Annotated in this window: 13 protein-coding genes; 6 read left to right on the top strand and 7 right to left on the bottom strand. The window is 55.6% G+C overall.

What is annotated here, in order from left to right; all coding sequences use genetic code 11:
• The first annotated feature begins 13 nt into the window (after window positions 1-13).
• The 3 genes from I6L44_RS09720 to I6L44_RS09710 all read left to right on the top strand — a co-directional run bounded on the left by I6L44_RS09720 (window position 14) and on the right by I6L44_RS09710 (window position 3,912).
• Window positions 14-1,294, top strand: a complete 1,281-nt coding sequence (locus I6L44_RS09720) for a sugar transferase (protein ID WP_216954273.1) — start codon at window positions 14-16, stop codon at window positions 1,292-1,294.
• Between the two features lie 17 nt (window positions 1,295-1,311).
• Window positions 1,312-3,039: a PglL family O-oligosaccharyltransferase gene (locus I6L44_RS09715; protein ID WP_216954271.1), complete on the top strand. Its 1,728-nt coding sequence runs from the start codon at window positions 1,312-1,314 to the stop codon at window positions 3,037-3,039.
• Between the two features lie 462 nt (window positions 3,040-3,501).
• On the top strand, window positions 3,502-3,912 hold the full coding sequence (locus I6L44_RS09710) for an H-NS family nucleoid-associated regulatory protein (RefSeq protein ID WP_216954269.1): 411 nt from the start codon (window positions 3,502-3,504) through the stop codon (window positions 3,910-3,912).
• A gap of 535 nt (window positions 3,913-4,447) precedes the next feature.
• On the opposite strand, the gene I6L44_RS09705 is transcribed toward I6L44_RS09710, so the two are convergent.
• From I6L44_RS09705 to nadK, 6 genes are all read right to left on the bottom strand, one after another.
• Complete coding sequence (locus I6L44_RS09705) at window positions 4,448-5,812, bottom strand: efflux transporter outer membrane subunit (protein WP_216954266.1); 1,365 nt, start codon at window positions 5,810-5,812, stop codon at window positions 4,448-4,450.
• Between the two features lie 2 nt (window positions 5,813-5,814).
• Window positions 5,815-7,788, bottom strand: a complete 1,974-nt coding sequence (locus tag I6L44_RS09700; RefSeq protein WP_216954264.1) for a MacB family efflux pump subunit — start codon at window positions 7,786-7,788, stop codon at window positions 5,815-5,817.
• Window positions 7,785-8,948, bottom strand: a complete 1,164-nt coding sequence (gene macA / locus I6L44_RS09695; RefSeq protein ID WP_047439138.1) for a macrolide transporter subunit MacA — start codon at window positions 8,946-8,948, stop codon at window positions 7,785-7,787. Before macA ends, I6L44_RS09700 begins: the two co-directional genes overlap by 4 nt.
• A gap of 249 nt (window positions 8,949-9,197) precedes the next feature.
• The gene (locus tag I6L44_RS09690; protein WP_216954262.1) at window positions 9,198-10,088 is read right to left on the bottom strand and encodes a manganese-dependent inorganic pyrophosphatase; all 891 of its coding nucleotides are present in this window, start codon (window positions 10,086-10,088) and stop codon (window positions 9,198-9,200) included.
• 328 nt (window positions 10,089-10,416) lie between these two features.
• Entirely contained in the window at window positions 10,417-12,081 is a 1,665-nt protein-coding gene (gene recN, locus I6L44_RS09685; protein ID WP_216954260.1) for a DNA repair protein RecN, read from the bottom strand.
• A 251-nt stretch (window positions 12,082-12,332) separates the two neighbouring features.
• Window positions 12,333-13,217 (bottom strand): NAD(+) kinase, encoded by an 885-nt coding sequence (nadK, locus tag I6L44_RS09680; RefSeq protein WP_005338038.1) that lies wholly within the window; start codon window positions 13,215-13,217, stop codon window positions 12,333-12,335.
• A 291-nt stretch (window positions 13,218-13,508) separates the two neighbouring features.
• On the opposite strand from nadK, the gene grpE reads away from it, so the two are divergent.
• The 3 genes from grpE to dnaJ all read left to right on the top strand — a co-directional run bounded on the left by grpE (window position 13,509) and on the right by dnaJ (window position 17,555).
• Complete coding sequence (gene grpE / locus I6L44_RS09675; RefSeq protein WP_005338036.1) at window positions 13,509-14,084, top strand: nucleotide exchange factor GrpE; 576 nt, start codon at window positions 13,509-13,511, stop codon at window positions 14,082-14,084.
• Between the two features lie 298 nt (window positions 14,085-14,382).
• Window positions 14,383-16,311, top strand: a complete 1,929-nt coding sequence (dnaK, locus tag I6L44_RS09670; RefSeq protein ID WP_005338034.1) for a molecular chaperone DnaK — start codon at window positions 14,383-14,385, stop codon at window positions 16,309-16,311.
• 101 nt (window positions 16,312-16,412) lie between these two features.
• A complete protein-coding gene (gene dnaJ, locus I6L44_RS09665) occupies window positions 16,413-17,555 on the top strand; it encodes a molecular chaperone DnaJ (RefSeq protein ID WP_216954258.1) in 1,143 nt (380 codons plus the stop codon).
• A gap of 117 nt (window positions 17,556-17,672) precedes the next feature.
• Here the strand turns inward: dnaJ and mgtE are convergent, their stop codons facing one another.
• Window positions 17,673-19,052 carry a magnesium transporter gene (gene mgtE / locus I6L44_RS09660; RefSeq protein ID WP_216954257.1) on the bottom strand — a complete coding sequence of 460 codons (1,380 nt, stop codon included), beginning with the start codon at window positions 19,050-19,052 and terminating at the stop codon, window positions 17,673-17,675.
• Window positions 19,053-20,056 lie beyond the last annotated feature (1,004 nt).

Below are 20,056 nucleotides of genomic sequence, written 5' to 3'. Positions count from 1 at the left end.
AAATGAGTTTTTCATGATAAATAATAGCTATTATCCATATGGTGGTCGTTGGTATGACCTTGTACGGTTTAATTATACAATAATGTTCTTTTTTACATCCTTGGTATCAACATTATTACCTGCATTTTTGTTTTGGGGCGAGGACTTTTGGAATTTCCTTGATGATGTAAAAATAAATTCACTTTTAGGAATCTTTATAACATGTATTACTGCTGGTTTTTTCCTGAGTCGAGTGCTTTGCTATCCTGGAGTTAATGCTTTATCTTATATGATTCCAACAGTAACCGCTGTGTATGGAATATTATTTGGTGTGTTGCTGCTGTTTCGTCTTGAGTATAGTAGGCCAGTAATTATAAGCTCGTATATATTGGTTTTAGTATCTTGCTGGCTTATTTATTACTTAGGGGCACGATCTGGCAAGGTTAAGTATTCTATCATCCCGGTTGGTAATTATCAGAAACTGTGTGCCTTGACTGCTGTTGAATGGAATATTCTTCACAAACCAGATTTCTCTCTGTTTTGTGGTAATGCCGTAGTTGCTGACTTTCACTCGTCTGATTTGACGAGTGAATGGCAAAGGTTATTAACTGATTTCGTTTTGTTAGGGATACCAATCTATCACAGCAAAACTATATATGCATCATTAACAGGCCGAGTGAGCGTTGAGCAATTATATGAAAATGACTTGGGTTCCGCTATTCCCTCGTTGTTTTATTTCTTTTTAAAAAGACTAGCTGATCTTTTGGTTGTTATAATGGCACTCCCCTTTTTTATGCCGGTGTTACTTATAACAGCAATATTAATAAAGCTGGAAAGCCCTGGCCCTGTTTTCTTTAAGCAAAAGAGAGTTGGGCTGGGTAATAAAGATTTTGTAATATATAAATTTCGTAGTATGCATGACAGTTCATCATCAGACAATGCATATTTTGCTCAGGAGGTTGACAAACGGATTACTCGTGTTGGTAATTTTATTCGTAAATATAGAATTGATGAGCTCCCGCAATTCTTTAATGTTCTTAAAGGGGATATGAGCTTGATTGGTCCACGGCCTGAACAGCGTTTTTTTGTGGAGAGGTTTGAGTCTGAATTACCATTCTATATGTATCGTCATATGGTTCGTCCTGGTATAAGTGGATGGGCTCAGGTGATGCATGGCTACTCAGCTGATACAGATAGTACTCGTATAAAATTAGAATATGATTTTTATTATATTAGAAATTTTTCGCTTTGGCTTGATCTATTAATAGTAATCAAAACTATTAAAACAATGCTGACAGGGTTTGGGGCTCGTTGAGTATACGGAAATAATATATGAGCAGCTTGTATTGGATTTTATCTTCATTATACTGGTTACTTGGAGTGCATTTTTTTATGCACAACCCGGGAGGAGCAGGGCTATATCTGCCCTTTAACGCATGGGGATGGGTGTTTGCCTCGCTGGCTATTGGATTAGGATTGTGGCAAGTGACGTTACGCCAGCGTCTGCTCTTTTCTCCATTACAAGCGGGCTTATGGATAGGGGCACTCTTGCTACTGCTGCCGATGTTCTATCCAGGTTTTGCACTCAGGGATTATGCCATTCCCAGATTATTGGGGCTTTTTGCTGGTCTGCTGTTTTTATTCGGGCTCTATCAATGGCGCTTCAATCGGTTGCAGCGTGATCGCTTGCTCTATATCGTCCTGATAGCGATCGCGATGGAGGCTTTACTCGGTCTGATACAGTTCTATCTGTTGACACCCGGTAACTGGATTGGCTACGACACTAAAACCAATCGTCCTTACGGGATCTTTCAACAGCCAAACGTGATGGCAACCTTTATGGCAACTGGTCTTGCCCTTGCTATTTGGCTGGAATTACGCCGAGAGGGTGGTCGTTTGCTGATGGCTCTGCGCTATGGCGTCATTCTATCAGCAACACTGTTGCTGGTTGTTTTGCAATCCCGAGTGGGTCAACTTGGCGGTCTGCTAGCTCTGTTTTTATTGATACCGCAACTCCATCGCCATCGATTGCTATGGCGTATGTTGGCGCTGGTTATTTTTGCGGTGGCCCTTGGCCTGCTATCACAGTACTGGATGGCAGGCGCAAAGCGCGGGTTGGAGATTTATCAATCTGGTGGTATGCGATCTATTTATTGGCCTTATGCAGCCAAGCTGATTGCCGAAGCACCATGGAGTGGTTGGGGATACGGCAGTTTTGAATCTGTTTTTCTCCATCACTACATGGCTGATAAGGCGCTGAATCCATCTATGGTGCAGATTGAGTACAATCTTGACCATCCCCACAACGAATTCCTTTATTGGGCTGTTGAGGGAGGGGTGGCTCCCATGGTTGGTATGGTGATTATGGGGTGCGCATTATTGTGGCGCCTGACGAAGGTGCGTTGGGTAAATGCCATGGCACTGCTTGCCCTGGTGACACCGATATTGCTCCATACTCAGACGGAATATCCCCTTTACCATGCAATCGTGTTGTGGTGGTTGTTGCTGACGCTGATCTATGTCGTTGACACCGAGATTGAAGAAACCCGTTTCGTGAGTTGCGGTAGCCCATCGTGGTTGGACATTGAGTATCGCCCCTGGTTGTTGCTCCGATTTATGGCAATAGCTATCCCTCTATTGGTTGTCCCATTTATGTTGACAGCCCTTCATACTGCCTGGGTCGTCACCAAATACGAGCGGGGAGGTTATAAGGAGCCGACGCTCTTGCTGGAGATTATCAATCCTATGGCATGGCTGACACGAGTTGAATTTGATGTGAACTCGGTTCGTCTGATGGTCGGTTTGCAGACAAACAACAAGGATGAACTGGAAGCTTATCTGGAGTGGGGGCAGGCCTTCGTACTTCATACACCACGAGCTAATATATACGCCAATATGGTGACAGCACTTAACGCTCTGGGTCGCAAAGAGGCAGCCGATGCGATGCGTCTGGAAGCGCTCAGACTCTATCCTGCGGAACCTCTGCTGAGTGGCTCTGTAGCTATACCGGTGATCAGTGGTGTTGATCAATCGGCACAAAGTAATGCTCGCGCAAATTAGCGTAATTTAACAACCGGGTAAGATCGGTTATGTTAAAAAACAGATTGTTTATTTGTCTTTAGATATATAGGTTGATGTTGTAAGTTCATGATTTTTATGGATAAAAATTATGACCTTTTAAGTCGTCGTTGCTGAGGAATTGCTTTGTGGCTTTTTTATTTCACCTTGCTTGATGGGTAACTGGGCGGGGGGGAGGGCATATCGGGTGTCACTATAAAGAGAATCTTCTGACTGCATGTAGTGGGATATTAATGAGCCCTGTAATATCTGAGATCATCATCTGTCAGATTGTATAGCAATCACAACTGAGCATTGATTTGTTATCACGCTTCGCGTCAAGAGAGTATGGTGAGTGAAAAATAAAAAAAAAGGAGTGTAAATACAGAAAACGGTATGTTGTTATCAATTGTCCATGCTATTCTGACACGGTAATCCCTGTGACCGACTTTTTGTGAGGAAATAATGAACGAGTTTCTGAAAGTTCTGCTGAACATTCGCAGTCTGCGTGCGGCTGTTCGTGAGCTGCCGTTTGAGCAACTGCTGGAAGCTAAAGAGAAGTTTGACCTGGTTTACCAAGAGCGCGCCGATTCTGTGGAACAGGAGCGTGCTGAACAGGAAGAGCGTCAGCGCAAGCTGAATGAATTCACCGAAATGCTGCAGCAGGCTGGTATTGATCCTCGCGAGCTGTTGGCGACTGCCGCTGCTCCGGCTGCTGCGACTGGCGCAGCCAAGAGCAAGCGTGCTCCGCGTCCGGCTAAATACAAGTACGAAGAAGATGGCCAGGAAAAAACCTGGACCGGTCAAGGCCGTATGCCGAAAGCCATTGCTGCTCAAGTAGCACTGGGTAAAGACCTGAACGATTTCCTGATCTAATTCGTCAGGTTCAGAGATTGAATAATGCCGCCCTCGGGCGGCATTATTTTTGCCGTTTTACTCGTGGTTATCCAACCAGTATTTCCACCTCATTGTTATCTGCATTCCTCGTTTGTATCCTTTCTCTCTCGCCTTACCCGCAGTTCCTTTACTCAATATCATTCGTTGTTTACGATTAATTTTGTCCTGTGGCTCACCAACGCGATATCGCTATTTGTATGCGTTGTGCTGATACGAGCTTCGGATATGTTTCTCACGATTCACGGTGCGTCGTTCGGCAAGAGAGAAAGCCCTCTGCAGATGAAATATCCGGTAATCGTTATCTCCGGTCAGGGGGCGTTAGGTATAGAGAGAGCCGCAAGGTATGGCCGGTATATTCAGGGTCGCCGATGCATGTAATTGGCTGCGCTGCCATGACTGCCCCTGATAATGGGCAATGAAGTTCGGCTGCAGTGTGGGAGAGGAAATTCTGTATGGTCTATGGCGATGATATTCCCCACTCTGTAGGCAGAGTGGGGGATAGCCAGGTGAAGCGCTATCGGGGCGTCACGCTATCGCTGCCACCCAGGGCGCGATAGATTTTGGCTGTGGTGGTGAGCTGCTCTTTTTGCTGTGCCAGCAGGCTCTGCTGGGCATCCCACAGTCGGTTCTGCTCATCAAGCCAAGCTTGCACGCCGGTCGCACCCGCCTGGAAGCGAGCCTTGGCCAGTCGTTCGGCCTCCCGGGCATAACTCAGCTGCTCCTGCAGATAATCGAGTCGCTGCTGGCCATAGTGGCGGGCGGCCAGATTGTCTTCCACCTCCACCAGTGCGGTGTAGAGCTGTTTGCGAAACTCGGTTTCAGCGATCTGGTAATCCAGCTCTGAGCTTTCGATGGCAAGCTGGGTGCGGTTGTATTCAAGGAAGGGAAGGGCGAGGCTGGCTCCCAGCGTACCAACCGGATTTTGCAGCACCTGCGCCAATCTATCAGATGCGGTGCTGGCACTGCCGGTTAGGGTCAGACTGGGGTAGAAGCTGGTGCGGATCTCGTCCCCTTTTGCCAGCGTCTTGCGCAGCCGCAATTCGGCCGCTTTGACATCGGGGCGGCGAGCCAGTACATCGTCCGGAATACCCACCGCAAGTTCTGGAATGGTCTGGGTTGAAAGGGAAGCGGGTGCATACTCCAGCGGCCCGCTGCTGCGGCCCAGCAACAGACGCAGGGCATTGCGAGCCTGCTCCTGCTGCGCTTTGAGGGAAGCCAGCTCAGCCTGTTTTCCTGCCAACAGTTGGCGTGCCTGCGCCAGATCGAGCCGAGTAATGGCGCCAGCCTGGTATTTGGTCTGGGTCAGCTGCTCGGTTCGGGACAGGTTGGCCAGCTGCTGTTCCCCAAGGGTGATGGCAGAGCCGAGATAGCCGAGCTGCCAATACTGCTCCAGGGTATTGCCGATCAGCAGCAGTCGGGTGCTGGCCAGATCCTGCTCGCTTGCCGCCGCCTCCCAGCTTGCCTGATCCCGCACCGAGGCAAGCTTGCCCCACAAATCCACTTCGTAACTGAGGCTCAGCGAGGGACCCAGACTGTTGGTGTCTTTGCCGGTTTTCAGATCCTTGTTGCCACTGGCTGCGATAGTGCCATTGACCGAGGGGGTGAGGTTGGTATCGGCCTGCTCGGCGCCCAGTCTGGCGCTTTTGAGCTTGAGGGCCGCCACATGCATGTCCGGGTTGGCGGCCAGTACCGCCTCGACCAATTTGTCGAGTTGGGGATCATGAAATTCCCGCCACCAGGGGCCTGCCTGCGTAGCCAGTTGGGAGCCCTCTGCCTGTTGCCATGTGGGGGCGATCGCCAGTTCGGGTCTTTGATAGGTGCTGTGCTGACTGCAGCCGCTGAGAGCCATGCAGAGAGCCAGCCAGGAGAGTTTGTGCATTGTTATTCCCTCGCCAGTGCGACAACAGGGTCGAGCCGCGCCGCATTGCGTGCCGGCAGGTAACCAAACAGGATCCCGATGAGTGACGAGCAGCCAAAGGCCATCAGGATGGAGAAGAGCGAGAACTGCATCTTGATGGAGTCCACCAGCAGTGAAAAGAGCGCGCCAATACCGAGCGAGAGGCCGACGCCGAAGATCCCCCCCAGCAGGCTCACCATCACGGCTTCAATCAGGAACTGCTGCAAAATATCCGACTGGCGGGCGCCTACTGCCATGCGAATGCCGATCTCGCGGGTGCGCTCCACCACCGACACCAGCATGATGTTCATCACGCCCACCCCACCGACGATCAGCGAGATCACTGCGATGGCCGAGACCATCAGGGTCATGGTAGCGGTGGTTTTCTCCACCGATTTGATGATGCTGTCGCTGCTGAAGGTGAAGAAATCCTTCACCCCGTGGCGCTTGGTGATCAGCTCGATCACCGCCTGCTCGGCCAGTGCCGGTTGTACCCCGTCTTTGACCCGGATGGTGATCTGGCTGAAGTGGTGCTGCGAGATGAGACGACTCATCACCGCGCTGTAGGGCAGCCAGATATTGACCGACTGGCTGGTGGGGCCGAAGCCGGTCTCCTGCGAAACCACACCGACAATCCTCACCGGCAAGGTGCCGACCAGTACCACCTTGCCGACCGGTTCTTCTTTGCCAAGCAGGCTGGTGATGCTCTTCTTGTCAACTACGGCAACGGCGGCACGCTGCTGGATATCTTGCCACTCCAGTAAGCGACCACTGACCAGCGTCATCCCCTTTACCTTGAAATAGTCGTTACCGACCCCGGTCACATTGCCGCTGTTGGTCTTGTTGCGATAGCGCAACTGCCCTGAGCTGCCGATCTCGGGGCTGGCGCCCGCAAGATAGGGTTGTCCCAGCAGAGCATCGAGATCCCCCTTGTTGAGGGTCTGGATGCTGGCCATCTTCTCATCGCCCCATCCCTTGCCCGGGAAGATTTCGATGGTGTTGGTGCCCATCGCATTGATCTGGTCGATCACCTTGGCGCGCGCCCCCTGACCAAGAGCGACCACGCTCACCACGGCGGCGATGCCGATGATGATGCCGAGCATGGTGAGGAAGGTGCGCATCCGGTGGGCGAGCATGGCATGCATCGCCATCCGTCCCGCTTCCCGATAGCGATCCCAGTCGTGACCCATGGCGCCTTTAGTGGGCACTATTTTTTGATGGGTTGTGGCGGTGGCTGGAGCCAACACGGCCGTTTGGCTGGGGCCGCTATCTTGTTCAATCCGACCATCTTTGAGAGTGATGATCCGGTCGGCATGGCTGGCCACGTTCATATCGTGGGTGACCAGAATGATGGTGTGGCCCTGAGCGTGCAGCTCCTTGAGGATCGCCATCACCTCCTTGCCGCTCTGGCTATCCAGTGCGCCGGTCGGTTCATCGGCGAGGATTACTTCGCCGCCATTGGCCAGCGCCCGGGCGATACTGACCCGCTGCTGCTGACCACCGGAGAGCTGGCCCGGGGTATGGTGGCTGCGATCGGCCAGCCCCAGTCTGTCCAGCAGCTGACGCGCGCGCGCCTGGCGATCCGGGCGGCTGGTACCGGCATAGACGGCCGGGATCTCCACGTTGGCGGCGGCATCGAGATGGGGCAGCAGGTGGTAGCGCTGAAAGATAAAACCGAAGTGGTGGCAGCGCAGCCGGGCCAGCGCCAACGCATCCATGGTCGCGGTGTCCTGACCGCGAAACAGATACTGGCCGCTGCTCGGGCTATCGAGACAACCCAGCAGGTTCATCAGGGTCGACTTGCCGGAGCCGGACGCGCCGACAATGGCGATCATCTCTCCTGCCGTGATGGTGAGATCAAGAGGGTGGAGCACGGTGACTTCGCTGTCGCCGCTCTGGTAGCGTCGCTCGACCCCTTTCAGCTGGATCAACGGCAGCTGGTTCAGGGGCTCACTCATAGCATCACCGCCATCTCATCATTGTCGGCGGGGGCTCCGTGATTGAGCTGCACCTCCTCCTTCTCGCTCAGCCCGCTGATCACCTCAATGCGGATCTCATCCTTCATACCGGTCTTGATATGGCGGGTTTCGGTTGTCTCATCGTCCTTGATCACGGTGACTTCATACTCGTTGTCACCCAGCGACTTGCCGAGGGCGGTTTGCGGCACAGTGAGCACCTGCTTGCGCTCGCCGAGCACTATGGTCACCTGGGTGGTCATTGCCACTCGCAGGGTATGATCGGGATTGGGCACATCGAACAGGGCGTAGTAGTAAACGGCCGCATTATTGGTGGTGGTGCCTGTGGTGGCCTGATCATTGATGTTGGTAGGCGCTAACTCCACGGCGCGAAGCGTACCCTGATAGCGGGTATCCGGATCGCCAATGAGGGTGAAGTAGACTGGCATGCCGGCTTTGACCTTGGTGACATCGGCTTCGGAGATCTGCGCCTTGACCGTCATAGTCTCGAGGTTGGCCAGCTTGAGCACGGTCGGCACCGTCTGGCTGGCAGCCAGGGTCTGGCCCTGACGGGTCACAATGCTGATGACGGTGCCATCCATCGGCGCCAGGATCTTGGTGTAGCCCAACTCGGTCTTGGCCCGATCAACTTTGATCAGGGCGTTGTCGATATTGGCCTGGCTGTTTTGCAGTTCGGCGCGGGTGACCGCCAGCAGTGCCTCGGCACTCTCCAGATCGGCCCGTGAGCTCGCCTCCTGCTTGAACATCTGCTGCTGGCGCCGCCAGGCGAGCTCGTTCTGTTTGAGTTGTGCCTGCTTGATCTTGAGCTGGGCGCGGTTGCTGGCAAGTTCCGCCTCGGCCGTCTTGAGGTTGTTCTGGGCAATCAGGGGATCGATCTCGGCCAGCAGGTCTCCCTGCTTGACCTGATCACCGGCCTCGACGGCCAGCTTGGTAACCTGACCGGAGACTTGTGCCCCCACATCCACCTGCTCCACGGCCTGCAGCACGCCACTGGCCAGAACGGTCTGGGCAATATCCTCGCGGGTCACCTGAGCGGTCAGCATCGCCTTGGGGGGTTGACTGGGCCAGAGCAGCCAGCCGAGGAGCACCACGGCGATCAACATGGTGATGGCCAGGGTTCTCTGCTTGGGGGTTATGTTCATCGATCACCTGAATGGAAACGGAAAGGTTGTGCGCGGCGATTATCCTGCAGCAAAGCCCTGATAAATAACAGCCGCAAATATGTAAGCAAAGTTATGGCGTTAACTGTCAATAAGCCGAGAAAGGAGTAAGCGAGAGGCCGCAGTCGTGAGCAACATGATCAGCAAGAGGGGGGGGAGTGCGGCTGGCGGTGGCGATGAAAAAGCCCTGCGCAGAGGCAGGGCTTTGGAATAGGTGATGGCGAGGGAAGATCAGGCCTTGGCCAGCAGATCCATCACCCAGGGCAGACCCTGCTTCTTGCGGCTGACAAAGCCCGGGTGGTAGCTGGACTCTGCCGGTACTTTGGCGTGCTCGGTAAAGTAGATACGGCTGGCAGCCGCAGTCAGGTCAGTCACCATCAGCACGAAGAAGTCGAGCCCTTCGCTCGCCACGCGCTGGGCCATCTCCTGCTGCAGGGCTGGCAGGTGCTCGGCCAGCTGTTGCTCGCTGCCCACTTCGATCTGGCTCATGATGAAACTGCAACCTTCCGCCTGGAACGCTTTCTCATCCTGCTGCAGCAGTTGAGCTGGGGTCAGGCCGCTCAGGTCGGTTTTCGCCATCAGCAGCTGTTGGCCGAATTCGGTCAGCGATACTTCGGCCAGCGGTGCCAGACGCTCACAGGCGATCTTGTCCTGCTCGGTGGTGGTCGGCGAGGTGAGACAGAGGGTGTCGCTCATGATGGCGCCCAGCATCAGGCGAGCCTGGCTGCGGGTCACAGTGCCTTGCTGGCTCAGCAGATCGAAGGCGATGGTGCAGGTGCAGCCGACGGCCCGGATCCAGGCATCCAGCGGAGACTGGGTGACCAGAGTGCCGAGACGGTGGTGATCCACCAGACCCAGTACATTGGCCTGTGCCAGTGTGGCAGGGCCCTGTTCCAGATCACTGAAATCCACCAGCCAGACATCTTCACCGGTCAGATCTTTGGTCAGCAACTTGGGTTCGCTGACGCCAGCCTGCTCCAGAATAAAACGGGTTTCGGTGCGCAGGTCACCCAGACGCCATGGGGTGGCCTGACGGCCCTGGCCATTGAGCCAGTCGGTGATAACCAGCGCACTGCAGATACTGTCGCTATCAGGATTCTTGTGACCAAAAACGTGGATCATAGACAAAGCCTCACAATTGGATACCCATAAAGGGGGGCAACACTATGCGAAATCCGCCACATGAAGGCAACCGGATCCACGCCCATGTTGCTGCCAGCTTCGCCTAACTCGCCATTTTATTGATCTGGGTCGGTAATCCTGACGCGAGTTCAGTTATCACAGTTGGCTATTGGCTATTGGCTATTGGCTATTGGCTATTGGCTATTGGCTATTGGCTATTGGCTATTACTGGCTGCGCAGGCCATAGATCTCGCCTGTGCCTGCGCAGTCAGCATGTTCGGTCAGCGCTATCAGTCGCCATCGCTGCAAATCGGCTTTATCACCTGATTCATCGACGCAGCAGCTCGCGGGCATTGGCCAAAGTGTTGTCGGTGATCTGGTCGCCACCGAGCAGCCGTGCCAATTCATTGAGACGGGCAGCCTCATCAAGGGCTCTCATTTGGGTTTCGGTGGTTTTGCCATCGGTATGCTTGCTAACCACCATATGCTGGTGGCCGTTGCCTGCCACCTGAGGCAAGTGAGTGACCACCATAACCTGAGTCGACTCCCCGAGCTGGCGCAGCAGGCGACCTACCACGGCGGCAGTCGGGCCGCTGATCCCCACATCCACCTCATCGAAAATCAGGGTCGGGGTGGAGACCTTGCGGGCGCTGATCACCACGATGGCGAGACTGATGCGCGACAGTTCACCGCCTGAGGCCACCTTGCCAAGCGGTTGGATCGGTTGGCCCGGGTTGGTGGTGACCATAAATTCCACCCGATCGATACCCAGTGGTGACAGGCTGCTCTGGGCGTCGGGGCGCACCTCGATGGCGAAACGGCCATCGGGCATCGCCAGTTCGTGCATGCTGCTGGTCACCTTGGCGCCCAGCTCCTCGGCATAACGCTGACGGCTCTGACTCAGGGCTTCGGCGGCCTGGACAAAAGCCTGACGGGCTTCGGCCAGTTCATCTTCCATCCCCTCTAACCGCTCTTCGTCAGAGTTGAGGCGGGCGAGATCCGAGGCAAGCTCCTGATGGTGTTGGGCCAGATCTGCCGGTTTGACATGGTGCTTGCGGGCCAGATTGATCGCCTTGGAGAGGCGGGCCTCCAGCTCGTTGAAACGCTCGGGATCCAGCTCCAGCCGATCGAGGTAGCTGCGCAGTTCGCTGTGACTCTCCTGCACCCCGATCAGCGCTTCGTTCAGCATCTCCAGTACCGGGGTGAGGCGGCTGTCCATGCTGACCAGCCCCTCGGCCCGATCGACGGCCGATTGCAGCAGCCCTGCGATAGTGGTCTCTTCGTTGTCATAGAGCAGGTCGAGGCAAGCCCCACACTCTTGCATCAGTTCTGTGCCGTTGGCGAGACGCTGGTGCTCCTCCTCTATCTCTTCAAACTCCCCCGGCTGCAGGGCGAATTCGTCCAGCTCCTGCACCTGATACTCGATCAGTTGGCGACGGGCCTCCCGCTGCTGCTGCTCGGCTTTGAGGCGGTTCAGCTCGTTTTGCAGTTGGCGCCACTGCTGATAGTGCTGGCGCACCTCGTCGAGCAGCAGATGGTGACCTGCATAACCGTCGAGCAGAGCGAGCTGGTAGTCGGGTTTGAGCAGCATCTGGTGGGCATGTTGACCGTGCACGTTGACCAGCAGCTGGCCCAGATTCTTGAGCTGGGTGAGGGGGACGGGCACGCCGTTGATATAGCTGCGTGAGCGGCCCTCGGCGGAGATGACTCGCCGGACGATACACTCACCTTCGTTTTCCAGCTCGTTGGTGGCGAGCCAGGCGCGGGCGGCCGGGTTGTTGTCCAGCAGGAAGCGGGCGCTGACCTCGCTTTTGTCGCTATCGGGTCGTACCATGCCGGCTTCGGCCCGCTCTCCAAGGCAGAGACCGAGAGCATCGATGGCGATGGATTTACCGGCGCCGGTCTCACCTGTGATGCAGGTCATGCCCGGTTGCAGATCGAGTTCGAGAAACTTGACGATGGCGAAGTTGTTGACGGTCAGCTGGGTCAGCATGGTCTCATCCTGTATAGGTCAACATTACTGTGTATGTATCCAGTATATACTGGTCTTATATACAGTAAAGAGGGCTCCGTCATTTTTAACAAAGGAAAGCCGCGCCAGTGCGCTATGGCTATAAGAATGCGGTACGGACCATTGACGCGCGGTACGGATATGAGAGTGCAGGGGACGTTGCTACGAAAGAAAAGAGAAGGACGCCAATTCAGGCGCCCTTCTCTGGCAATGCCGTTGTCGGTCAGCGCCGATTAAAACAGCTTGCTGCCCCAGCCGAGCTTGTTGCGCAGCACGTGGAAGTAGCTGTAGTCGAGGGGATGCACCAGATGAAGCTGGTGGTGGCTCTTCTTGATGAGGATCTCATCCCCCGGGTGGACCGCCAGCGTCACCTGGCCGTCACAGCTCACCTGCATGGCATCGTCCTGATTGTCCGGCGAGACCAGCAGCCGCACTTCGCTGTCGGCATCGAGCACGATGGGGCGACTGCTGAGGGTATGCGGGAACATGGGCACCAGCGTGATGGCGTTGAGCTTGGGGGTGAGGATGGCGCCACCTGCCGACAAGGAGTAGGCGGTCGAGCCGGTCGGGGTGGCCACTATGATGCCGTCCGAGCGCTGGCTATACATAAAGCTGCCATCGATATAGACCTCGAACTCGATCATATGGGCGATCTTGCCCGGGTGCAGCACTGCTTCATTCACCGCCAGATTGCTCGACTTGCGCTCGCCGTGGCGATAGACCGAGGCTTCCAGCAGGAAGCGGTGTTCGCTCTTGTAGTGACCGGAGAGCACCTGCTCCAGCGGCAGCAGATAATCCTGCGGCGAGAGGTCGGTCAGAAAACCGAGGTTGCCCCGGTTCACCCCGATCACCGCCACATCGAAACGCGACAGCACCCGTGCCGCCCCCAGCATGTTGCCGTCACCGCCGACCACGATGGCGAGATCGGCCTGCTGGCCCAGTTGCACCAGATCCATCACGTTTTCATCGAGGATGCTCAGGGTCTGGGCGACCCGGCTCTCCACCAGTACCCGAAAGCCGCGGGCGGTCAGGTATTGATGCAGGCCGGTCAGCGTCTGGTTGGCCCCCTCATGGTGGGGTTTGCCAATCAGGGCGATGGTTTTGAACGGAGAATCCATAGTCAGTCAGATCTGGGATGGGTATTGCGGGCCAGTATACAGTGCTTTGCTCCGCTTGTGACGCTCTCCCGTGTGATGGGGCTGGCTATCCCCTTGAGGCTACTGGTTAAACGGTGAGCGGTAACCCGGATAAACCGACGGTTGCGGCTATTCAGCAACCCAGATTGCCCTTTACCCCTTGAAAGCCGGGGATGCATCCCCATAATAGCGCCAACATAGTCGGTCTGTTGTCGTCCGGTCGCTCAACCAGACGTCAGGGCCCTCATAAGTAACCCCGGAATTGGAGATGTCATGAACCACGAAGAGCAAAAGGTTGAAGCGATGGAGCAAGTGGAAGCCCAGCCAGTCGAGCCGACCGATGTAGACAGTGAAGTGACAGCCGAACAGGCCCGCATTGCCGAACTGGAAGCGCAGCTGGAAACCGCCATCCAAAAAGCAGCGGAAGAGCGTGAACGCGCCCTGCGTACCGCCGCCGAGATGGAGAACCTGCGTCGTCGTACCGAGCTGGATGTGGAGAAGGCGCACAAATTCGCTCTGGAGAAGTTCGCCAATGAACTGCTGCCGGTGCTGGACAACCTTGAGCGAGCCATCGAACTGGCCGACAAGGAGAACGAAGCCCTCAAGCCGATGATCGAAGGTGTCGAGCTGACCCTGAAATCCATGCAGAGCGGCGTGGCCAAGTTTGGTCTGGTGGCGCTCGACCCGATCAACCAGCCGTTTGACCCCAATGCTCATCAGGCGATGAGCATGGTGCCGAGTGCCGATGTGGCCCCGAACACTGTCATCGCCGTAATGCAGAAGGGCTATGACCTCAACGGTCGGGTGATCCGTCCGGCCATGGTGATGATCGCCAAAGCGGTCGACTGATTGGCTGTGGGTGCCCGAGCCCGCCCTGTGGCGGGCTTTTTGTTTCGCAGTGCAGCCCCTGCTCATCTTGCCCGGTTTTACGGCTCAATGTGACCGCGCAACCATGACAAAGGGTGTGGTTTTTTAGGGGTGGGGCTTGAAGCTGCGTCTGGCGACCCCATATAGGTAGCAAGGCCGCGGCGGCACAAAAAATTTGATGCCGGGAGCTTGAAAGCCAGATTGGCAGCCCCCACCTAGCCGTTAACGCATTAAGGCGAGTTCCTCGCCAGTTTATTCAAAGTATTTGGAGATTCGTCAAATGGGTAAAATCATCGGTATTGACCTGGGTACTACCAACTCCTGCGTCGCTATTCTGGATGGCGACACTGCTCGCGTGATCGAGAACGCAGAAGGCGATCGTACTACTCCGTCCATCATTGCCTATGCCGATGATGGCGAGATCCTGGTTGGTCAGCCGGCCAAGCGTCAGGCCATCACCAACCCGAAAAACACCCTGTTCGCCATCAAGCGTCTGATCGGTCGTCGTTTTGAAGATGAAGAAGTGCAGCGTGACCTGAAAATCATGCCGTACGCCATCGCCAAAGCTGACAACGGCGACGCCTGGGTTGAAGTGAAGGGCAAGAAAATGGCACCGCCGCAGATCTCTGCCGAAGTGCTGAAGAAGATGAAGAAGACCGCCGAAGACTACCTGGGCGAGCCGGTAACCGAAGCCGTTATCACTGTTCCGGCCTACTTCAACGACGCCCAGCGTCAGGCTACCAAGGATGCCGGTCGCATCGCCGGTCTGGATGTAAAACGCATCATCAACGAACCGACTGCTGCTGCATTCGCTTACGGCGTGAACAAGGTCAAGGGCGAGCGCAAGGTTGCCGTATATGACTTGGGTGGCGGTACTTTCGATATCTCCATCATCGAGATCGATGAAGTGGAAGGCGAAACCACCTTCGAAGTTCTGGCGACCAACGGTAACACCCACCTGGGTGGTGAAGACTTCGACAACCGCGTCATCAACTATCTGGTAGACGAGTTCAAGCGTGAGCAGGGCATCGACCTGCGCAACGACCAGCTGGCTCTGCAGCGTCTGAAAGATGCCGCCGAGAAAGCCAAAATCGAGCTCTCTTCTGCCCAGCAGACCGACGTCAACCTGCCGTACATCACTGCAGATGCCACCGGTCCGAAGCACATGAACATCAAGGTGACCCGCGCCAAGCTGGAATCCCTGGTAGAAGACATGGTGAAAGACTCTCTGGAGCCGGTTCGTGTCGCCCTGAAAGACTCCGGTCTGGCAGTTGGCGAGATCGACGACGTGATTCTGGTCGGTGGTCAGACCCGTATGCCGCTGGTTCAGAAGACCGTTGCCGAGTTCTTTGGCAAAGAGCCGCGTAAAGACGTCAACCCGGACGAAGCCGTGGCCATGGGTGCTGCCATCCAGGGCGCCGTACTGTCCGGTGACAAGACCGACGTACTGCTGCTGGACGTTACCCCGCTCTCCCTGGGTATCGAAACCATGGGTAGCGTGATGACTGCGCTGATCGAGAAGAACACCACCATTCCGACCAAGAAGTCCCAGGTGTTCTCCACTGCCGAAGACAACCAGTCTGCCGTGACCATTCACGTGCTGCAGGGTGAGCGCAAGCGCGCCAGCGACAACAAGTCTCTGGGCCAGTTCAACCTGGAAGGTATCCGTCCGGCACCGCGTGGTCTGCCGCAGATCGAAGTGACCTTCGACATCGATGCCAACGGTATTCTGCACGTCTCTGCGAAAGACAAAGAGACCAACAAAGAGCAGAAGATCACCATCCAGGCCTCCTCTGGTCTGTCTGATGACGAGATCGAGCGCATGGTACGCGAAGCCGAAGCCAACGCGGCCGAGGACAAGAAGTTTGAAGAGCTGGTACAGGCTCGCAACCAGGCTGATGGTCTGGTCCACTCCGTACGCAAGCAGATCACCGAAGCCGGTGAAGCCCTGCCTGCCGACGACAAGACCAAGATCGAAGCTGCTCTGAGCGAGCTGGAAGCGGCCATCAAGGGTGACGACAAGGCTGCTATCGAAGCCAAACAGCAGGCTCTGCTGGAAGCGTCCCAGAAGCTGATGGAAATTGCCCAGCAGCAGGCTCAGGCCCAGGGTGCAGCCGGTGCTGATGCCGGTCAGTCCTCCTCTTCTGCCAAGGCTGACGACGATGTAGTCGACGCCGAGTTCGAAGAAGTGAAAGACGACAAGAAGTAAGCCCTACCCAGATGGGCGGAGTCCGCTTCGCCCATCGGCTTGGTCAATGAATTCACGGGCGTTGGGTAACCAACGCCCGTCTGCGTAACCACAGGATGAGTATGTCGAAGCGCGATTTCTACGAAGTACTGGGTGTGGCGAAAGATGCCGACGATCGCGAGATCAAGAAGGCGTACAAGCGCCTGGCCATGAAGTATCACCCGGATCGTAACCAGGGTGATGCCGCATCCGAAGAGAAGTTCAAAGAGGTCAAGGAAGCCTACGAGGTCCTGACCGATGCCAACCTGCGTGCCCGTTACGACCAGTACGGCCATGCAGGTGTCGACCCGAGCCAGGGTGGCGGTGGCCACGGTGGCTTTGGCGGCGGTGCCGACTTCGCCGACATGTTTGGTGACGTATTCGGTGACATCTTCGGCGGTGGCCGTGGTGGTGCCCGTCGTGGCCCGGCCCGTGGCTCCGACCTGCGTTACACCATGGAGCTGACGCTGGAAGAGGCGGTGCGCGGGGTCTCCAAGGAGATCAAGGTGCCGACCCTGGTTCACTGTGAAGTCTGTAACGGCTCCGGTGCCCACACCGGCAGCAGTGCCCAGACCTGCCCGACCTGCCACGGCTCCGGCCAGGTGCAGATGCGTCAGGGCTTCTTCGCGGTGCAGCAGGCGTGTCCGCACTGTCACGGTCGCGGCAAGATCATCAAAGATCCGTGCCGCAAGTGCCACGGTGAAGGTCGCTACCAGCGCACCAAGACCCTGTCGGTGAAAATTCCGGCGGGCGTCGATACCGGCGATCGCATCCGTCTCTCCGGTGAAGGGGAAGCGGGGGAGGCAGGGGCTCCGGCAGGGGATCTCTACGTACAGGTGCACGTCAAAGAGCACGAAATTTTCGTGCGTGACGGCAACAACCTCTACTGCGAAGTGCCCATCAGCTTCACCGCAGCTGCCCTGGGTGGCGAGATCGAAGTGCCGACCCTGGATGGCCGCGTCAAGCTCAAGGTCACTCCGGAGACCCAGACCGGCAAGATGTTCCGCATGCGCGGCAAGGGCGTGAAGTCCGTGCGCTCCGGCCAGGTAGGGGATCTGATGTGCAAGGTGGTGATCGAGACTCCGGTCAACCTCACCGAGCAGCAGAAAGAGCTGTTGCGCCAGCTGGACGAATCCTTCAGCGGCGCCGCTGCCAAGACCCACAAGCCGAAATCGGAAGGCTTCTTCGAAGGGGTGAAACGCTTCTTCGACGATCTGACCAAGTGATGGCATAGACCCGTGTCGATATAAAGAGAGAGGGAGGCGTGATGCCTCCCTCTCTCTCTCTTATCTTGAACTATCGGAGATGGCGGTGGTTTGGCTGCCCCCATCTGCTGTGCGCTGTCAGGCAGCAGCCAGTGACCCACCGAGGAAGGCATAGGCGAAACCAAAATAGATCAGCACGCCCAACAGATCCATGATCGAGGTGAGCATGGGGGAGCTGAGGGTTGCCGGATCAGTCCCCATCTTCCGTGCGGCAAACGGCAGGACCAGACCAAGCAGGCTGCCAACCACAGTCACCGTCATGGCAGAGAGGCTGACAATCATGACGATGTCCCAGCCGATGCTCTTGCTCCAGAATGCCATCACCCCTTCCAGCAGGGCGACACCCAGCCCCAGAGCCATTGCGACGGGCAGATCGCGCCGCAGCACGAAAAAGAAGTCACGCATGCTCAGCTTGATCTGACCCATGCCCATTGCCCGGATCACCAAGGTGGCCGACTGGCTGCCCGAGTTGCCCCCCATGTCGATAATAGGGGCAATAAAGGCTGCGAGGATCAGTACTTCGCTGATGAGTTCTTCCTGAGCGGCGACCAGATTGCTGGTCAGTATGCCGAATACGGTCAAGACCGCCAGCCAGAAGAATCGGGCGCTGAACATGTTAAAGGTGCTGGATGCGCGAAGATCAAGTTCGGGACCTCCCAGCGCAGCCGTACCACCGAAGCGGGCAATCCGGTTGGCATCTTCCTCTTCGGCAACATCCATTGCATCATCCACGGTCACCATGCCGAGCAACTGCTGATCCTGATTCAATACGGGGAGGGCCAGCAGGTTGTAACGGGCGATCATCTCCGCGGCTTCGCCTTTGGGGGCATCGGCCTGAATACTCACCAGCTCGCGCTGCATAATGGCCGAGATGGGGGTTTTGCTGTCGGCGAGAAACAGTTCGCGCAGGGAGACAACCCCGATGAGGCGGCGCATTTCATCCACGACATACAGGGTATAGATGCTCTCCCTGTCGGCAGCAGTGCTGCGCAGCCGTTGCAGCCCCTCTCCCACAGTGATGTCAGCCGTCAGGCTGGCACAATCCGAGCTCATGATGGAGCCGACGAGGTTTTCCGGGTAAGAGGCCAACCGTTGCGTATCCTCACGTTCTTCATCTGTCATCGCATCGAGCAGGGTCTGGCGCAAGGCTGCGGGCAGACGATTGTAGAGATCGGCTCTGTCATCGGGGGATAGGCGGGTACACAACTCCTCCAATTGGGGCTTGGCCATGGAACGTACCAGGCTGGCCTGAATATCGCTGGGCAGATGGCGGAAGATGCGTGCGGCACGCAATGCAGGAACCAGATTGAGAAAGGTATGAATATGTTTATCTGTCAGGCGGTTTATCGCTTGTGCCAGATCGACCTCATGAATATTCAGGCTGAGGCTCTGGATCCCCATACGATCCTTGTTTTGCAGCAGTACATACAGTTGTTGGTGAATATCTTGGTATTGCATTTATATATCCTTTAATACATCAGCCTGGAAAATAGAAAATATAATTCCGACTGACATCACATCAGCAAAAATAGATAAGGAAATAACGCCCGAAAATTAATCCGGACTAGTCGCCGATACCGGCTCCAGGGTCAGGGTCCATGACACACCTCCTGATTGATGTAAAGAATCGTCATATGCTTACCCGTCAATAGCCACGCATGGGGAATGAACAGGTGTTGCACTCGGCACAAGTAAATGAAGGTGGAGCGGATCGCGGGACGGTCGTCGCCCGGCTAGCGGCTGTTGCCATCTCCCATGCCACCTTGTCAAAAGCCTTGTGGTTACTGACCTGCAGCGATAGAGGCTCGCCATCGTTGACGCACGCCAGAGGCGGAAAAACATGGCGTGATGAGGTAACAGTGGTAATGACATGGTGACCCTGATATCAGGAGAAGACCCATGCAGGCATTATTTACGCATCCAGTCTGTAGCATTGGATGGCGTCAGTAACAGACATCGAGTGAATACAGGGAAGGAATTGCACTCAGGTGCAAATAAACCGCTCTCCGCATAGTGCGAGATAGCGGCAGAACAATCTGCGGGGATCTCGCGACTCAGGTATTGGCTGACGAGCTCAACAACCTACTGTCATCTGATGAATTGCCCACTGATGGTCTCCGTTATTAATCAATGCTGCGATGCTACTGGAATGGTTCTTATTGGTAAATAATTAATCCACCGCCAGAAACATTTAGAAACATCTTTATTGATATTTTGGTAATTGAACGACAGGAATGTCGCGTATTCAGCCATATCGCATGCGTGATCGGTATTATTTACGCTGCTTTGTAGCCGAACCTGATGGTGTAATGCGTGTAACAATCTCCACCAACAGAATGACGCATAGGGTATGCCGATACCTGGCAGACCCATCGCCAGCACCCTGATCCGGTTGGTGGTGAGGTGCCCCCCTTCCTATTCACATTGTCAGGGTCGCTGCTCGCAGAATCGGGATCCGCCTT

The organism is Aeromonas sp. FDAARGOS 1414 (assembly GCF_019047065.1).
GTDB classification, from domain to species: domain Bacteria; phylum Pseudomonadota; class Gammaproteobacteria; order Enterobacterales; family Aeromonadaceae; genus Aeromonas; species Aeromonas veronii_A.
Note: the sequence above shows the minus strand (reverse complement) of the source record. Positions and strands in the feature narration are given on the sequence as shown.

What these genes read in the sequence shown, in the direction of transcription:
- grpE (WP_005338036.1), top strand. Translation starts at nt 13,509, where the DNA reads ATGAACCACGAAGAGCAAAAGGTTGAAGCGATGGAGCAAGTGGAAGCC.
- recN (WP_216954260.1), bottom strand. Translation starts at nt 12,081, where the DNA reads ATGCTGACCCAGCTGACCGTCAACAACTTCGCCATCGTCAAGTTTCTC.
- mgtE (WP_216954257.1), bottom strand. Translation starts at nt 19,052, where the DNA reads ATGCAATACCAAGATATTCACCAACAACTGTATGTACTGCTGCAAAAC.
- I6L44_RS09705 (WP_216954266.1), bottom strand. Translation starts at nt 5,812, where the DNA reads ATGCACAAACTCTCCTGGCTGGCTCTCTGCATGGCTCTCAGCGGCTGC.
- I6L44_RS09690 (WP_216954262.1), bottom strand. Translation starts at nt 10,088, where the DNA reads ATGATCCACGTTTTTGGTCACAAGAATCCTGATAGCGACAGTATCTGC.
- nadK (WP_005338038.1), bottom strand. Translation starts at nt 13,217, where the DNA reads ATGGATTCTCCGTTCAAAACCATCGCCCTGATTGGCAAACCCCACCAT.
- dnaJ (WP_216954258.1), top strand. Translation starts at nt 16,413, where the DNA reads ATGTCGAAGCGCGATTTCTACGAAGTACTGGGTGTGGCGAAAGATGCC.
- dnaK (WP_005338034.1), top strand. Translation starts at nt 14,383, where the DNA reads ATGGGTAAAATCATCGGTATTGACCTGGGTACTACCAACTCCTGCGTC.
- I6L44_RS09700 (WP_216954264.1), bottom strand. Translation starts at nt 7,788, where the DNA reads ATGAGTGAGCCCCTGAACCAGCTGCCGTTGATCCAGCTGAAAGGGGTC.
- macA (WP_047439138.1), bottom strand. Translation starts at nt 8,948, where the DNA reads ATGAACATAACCCCCAAGCAGAGAACCCTGGCCATCACCATGTTGATC.
- I6L44_RS09720 (WP_216954273.1), top strand. Translation starts at nt 14, where the DNA reads ATGATAAATAATAGCTATTATCCATATGGTGGTCGTTGGTATGACCTT.
- I6L44_RS09710 (WP_216954269.1), top strand. Translation starts at nt 3,502, where the DNA reads ATGAACGAGTTTCTGAAAGTTCTGCTGAACATTCGCAGTCTGCGTGCG.
- I6L44_RS09715 (WP_216954271.1), top strand. Translation starts at nt 1,312, where the DNA reads ATGAGCAGCTTGTATTGGATTTTATCTTCATTATACTGGTTACTTGGA.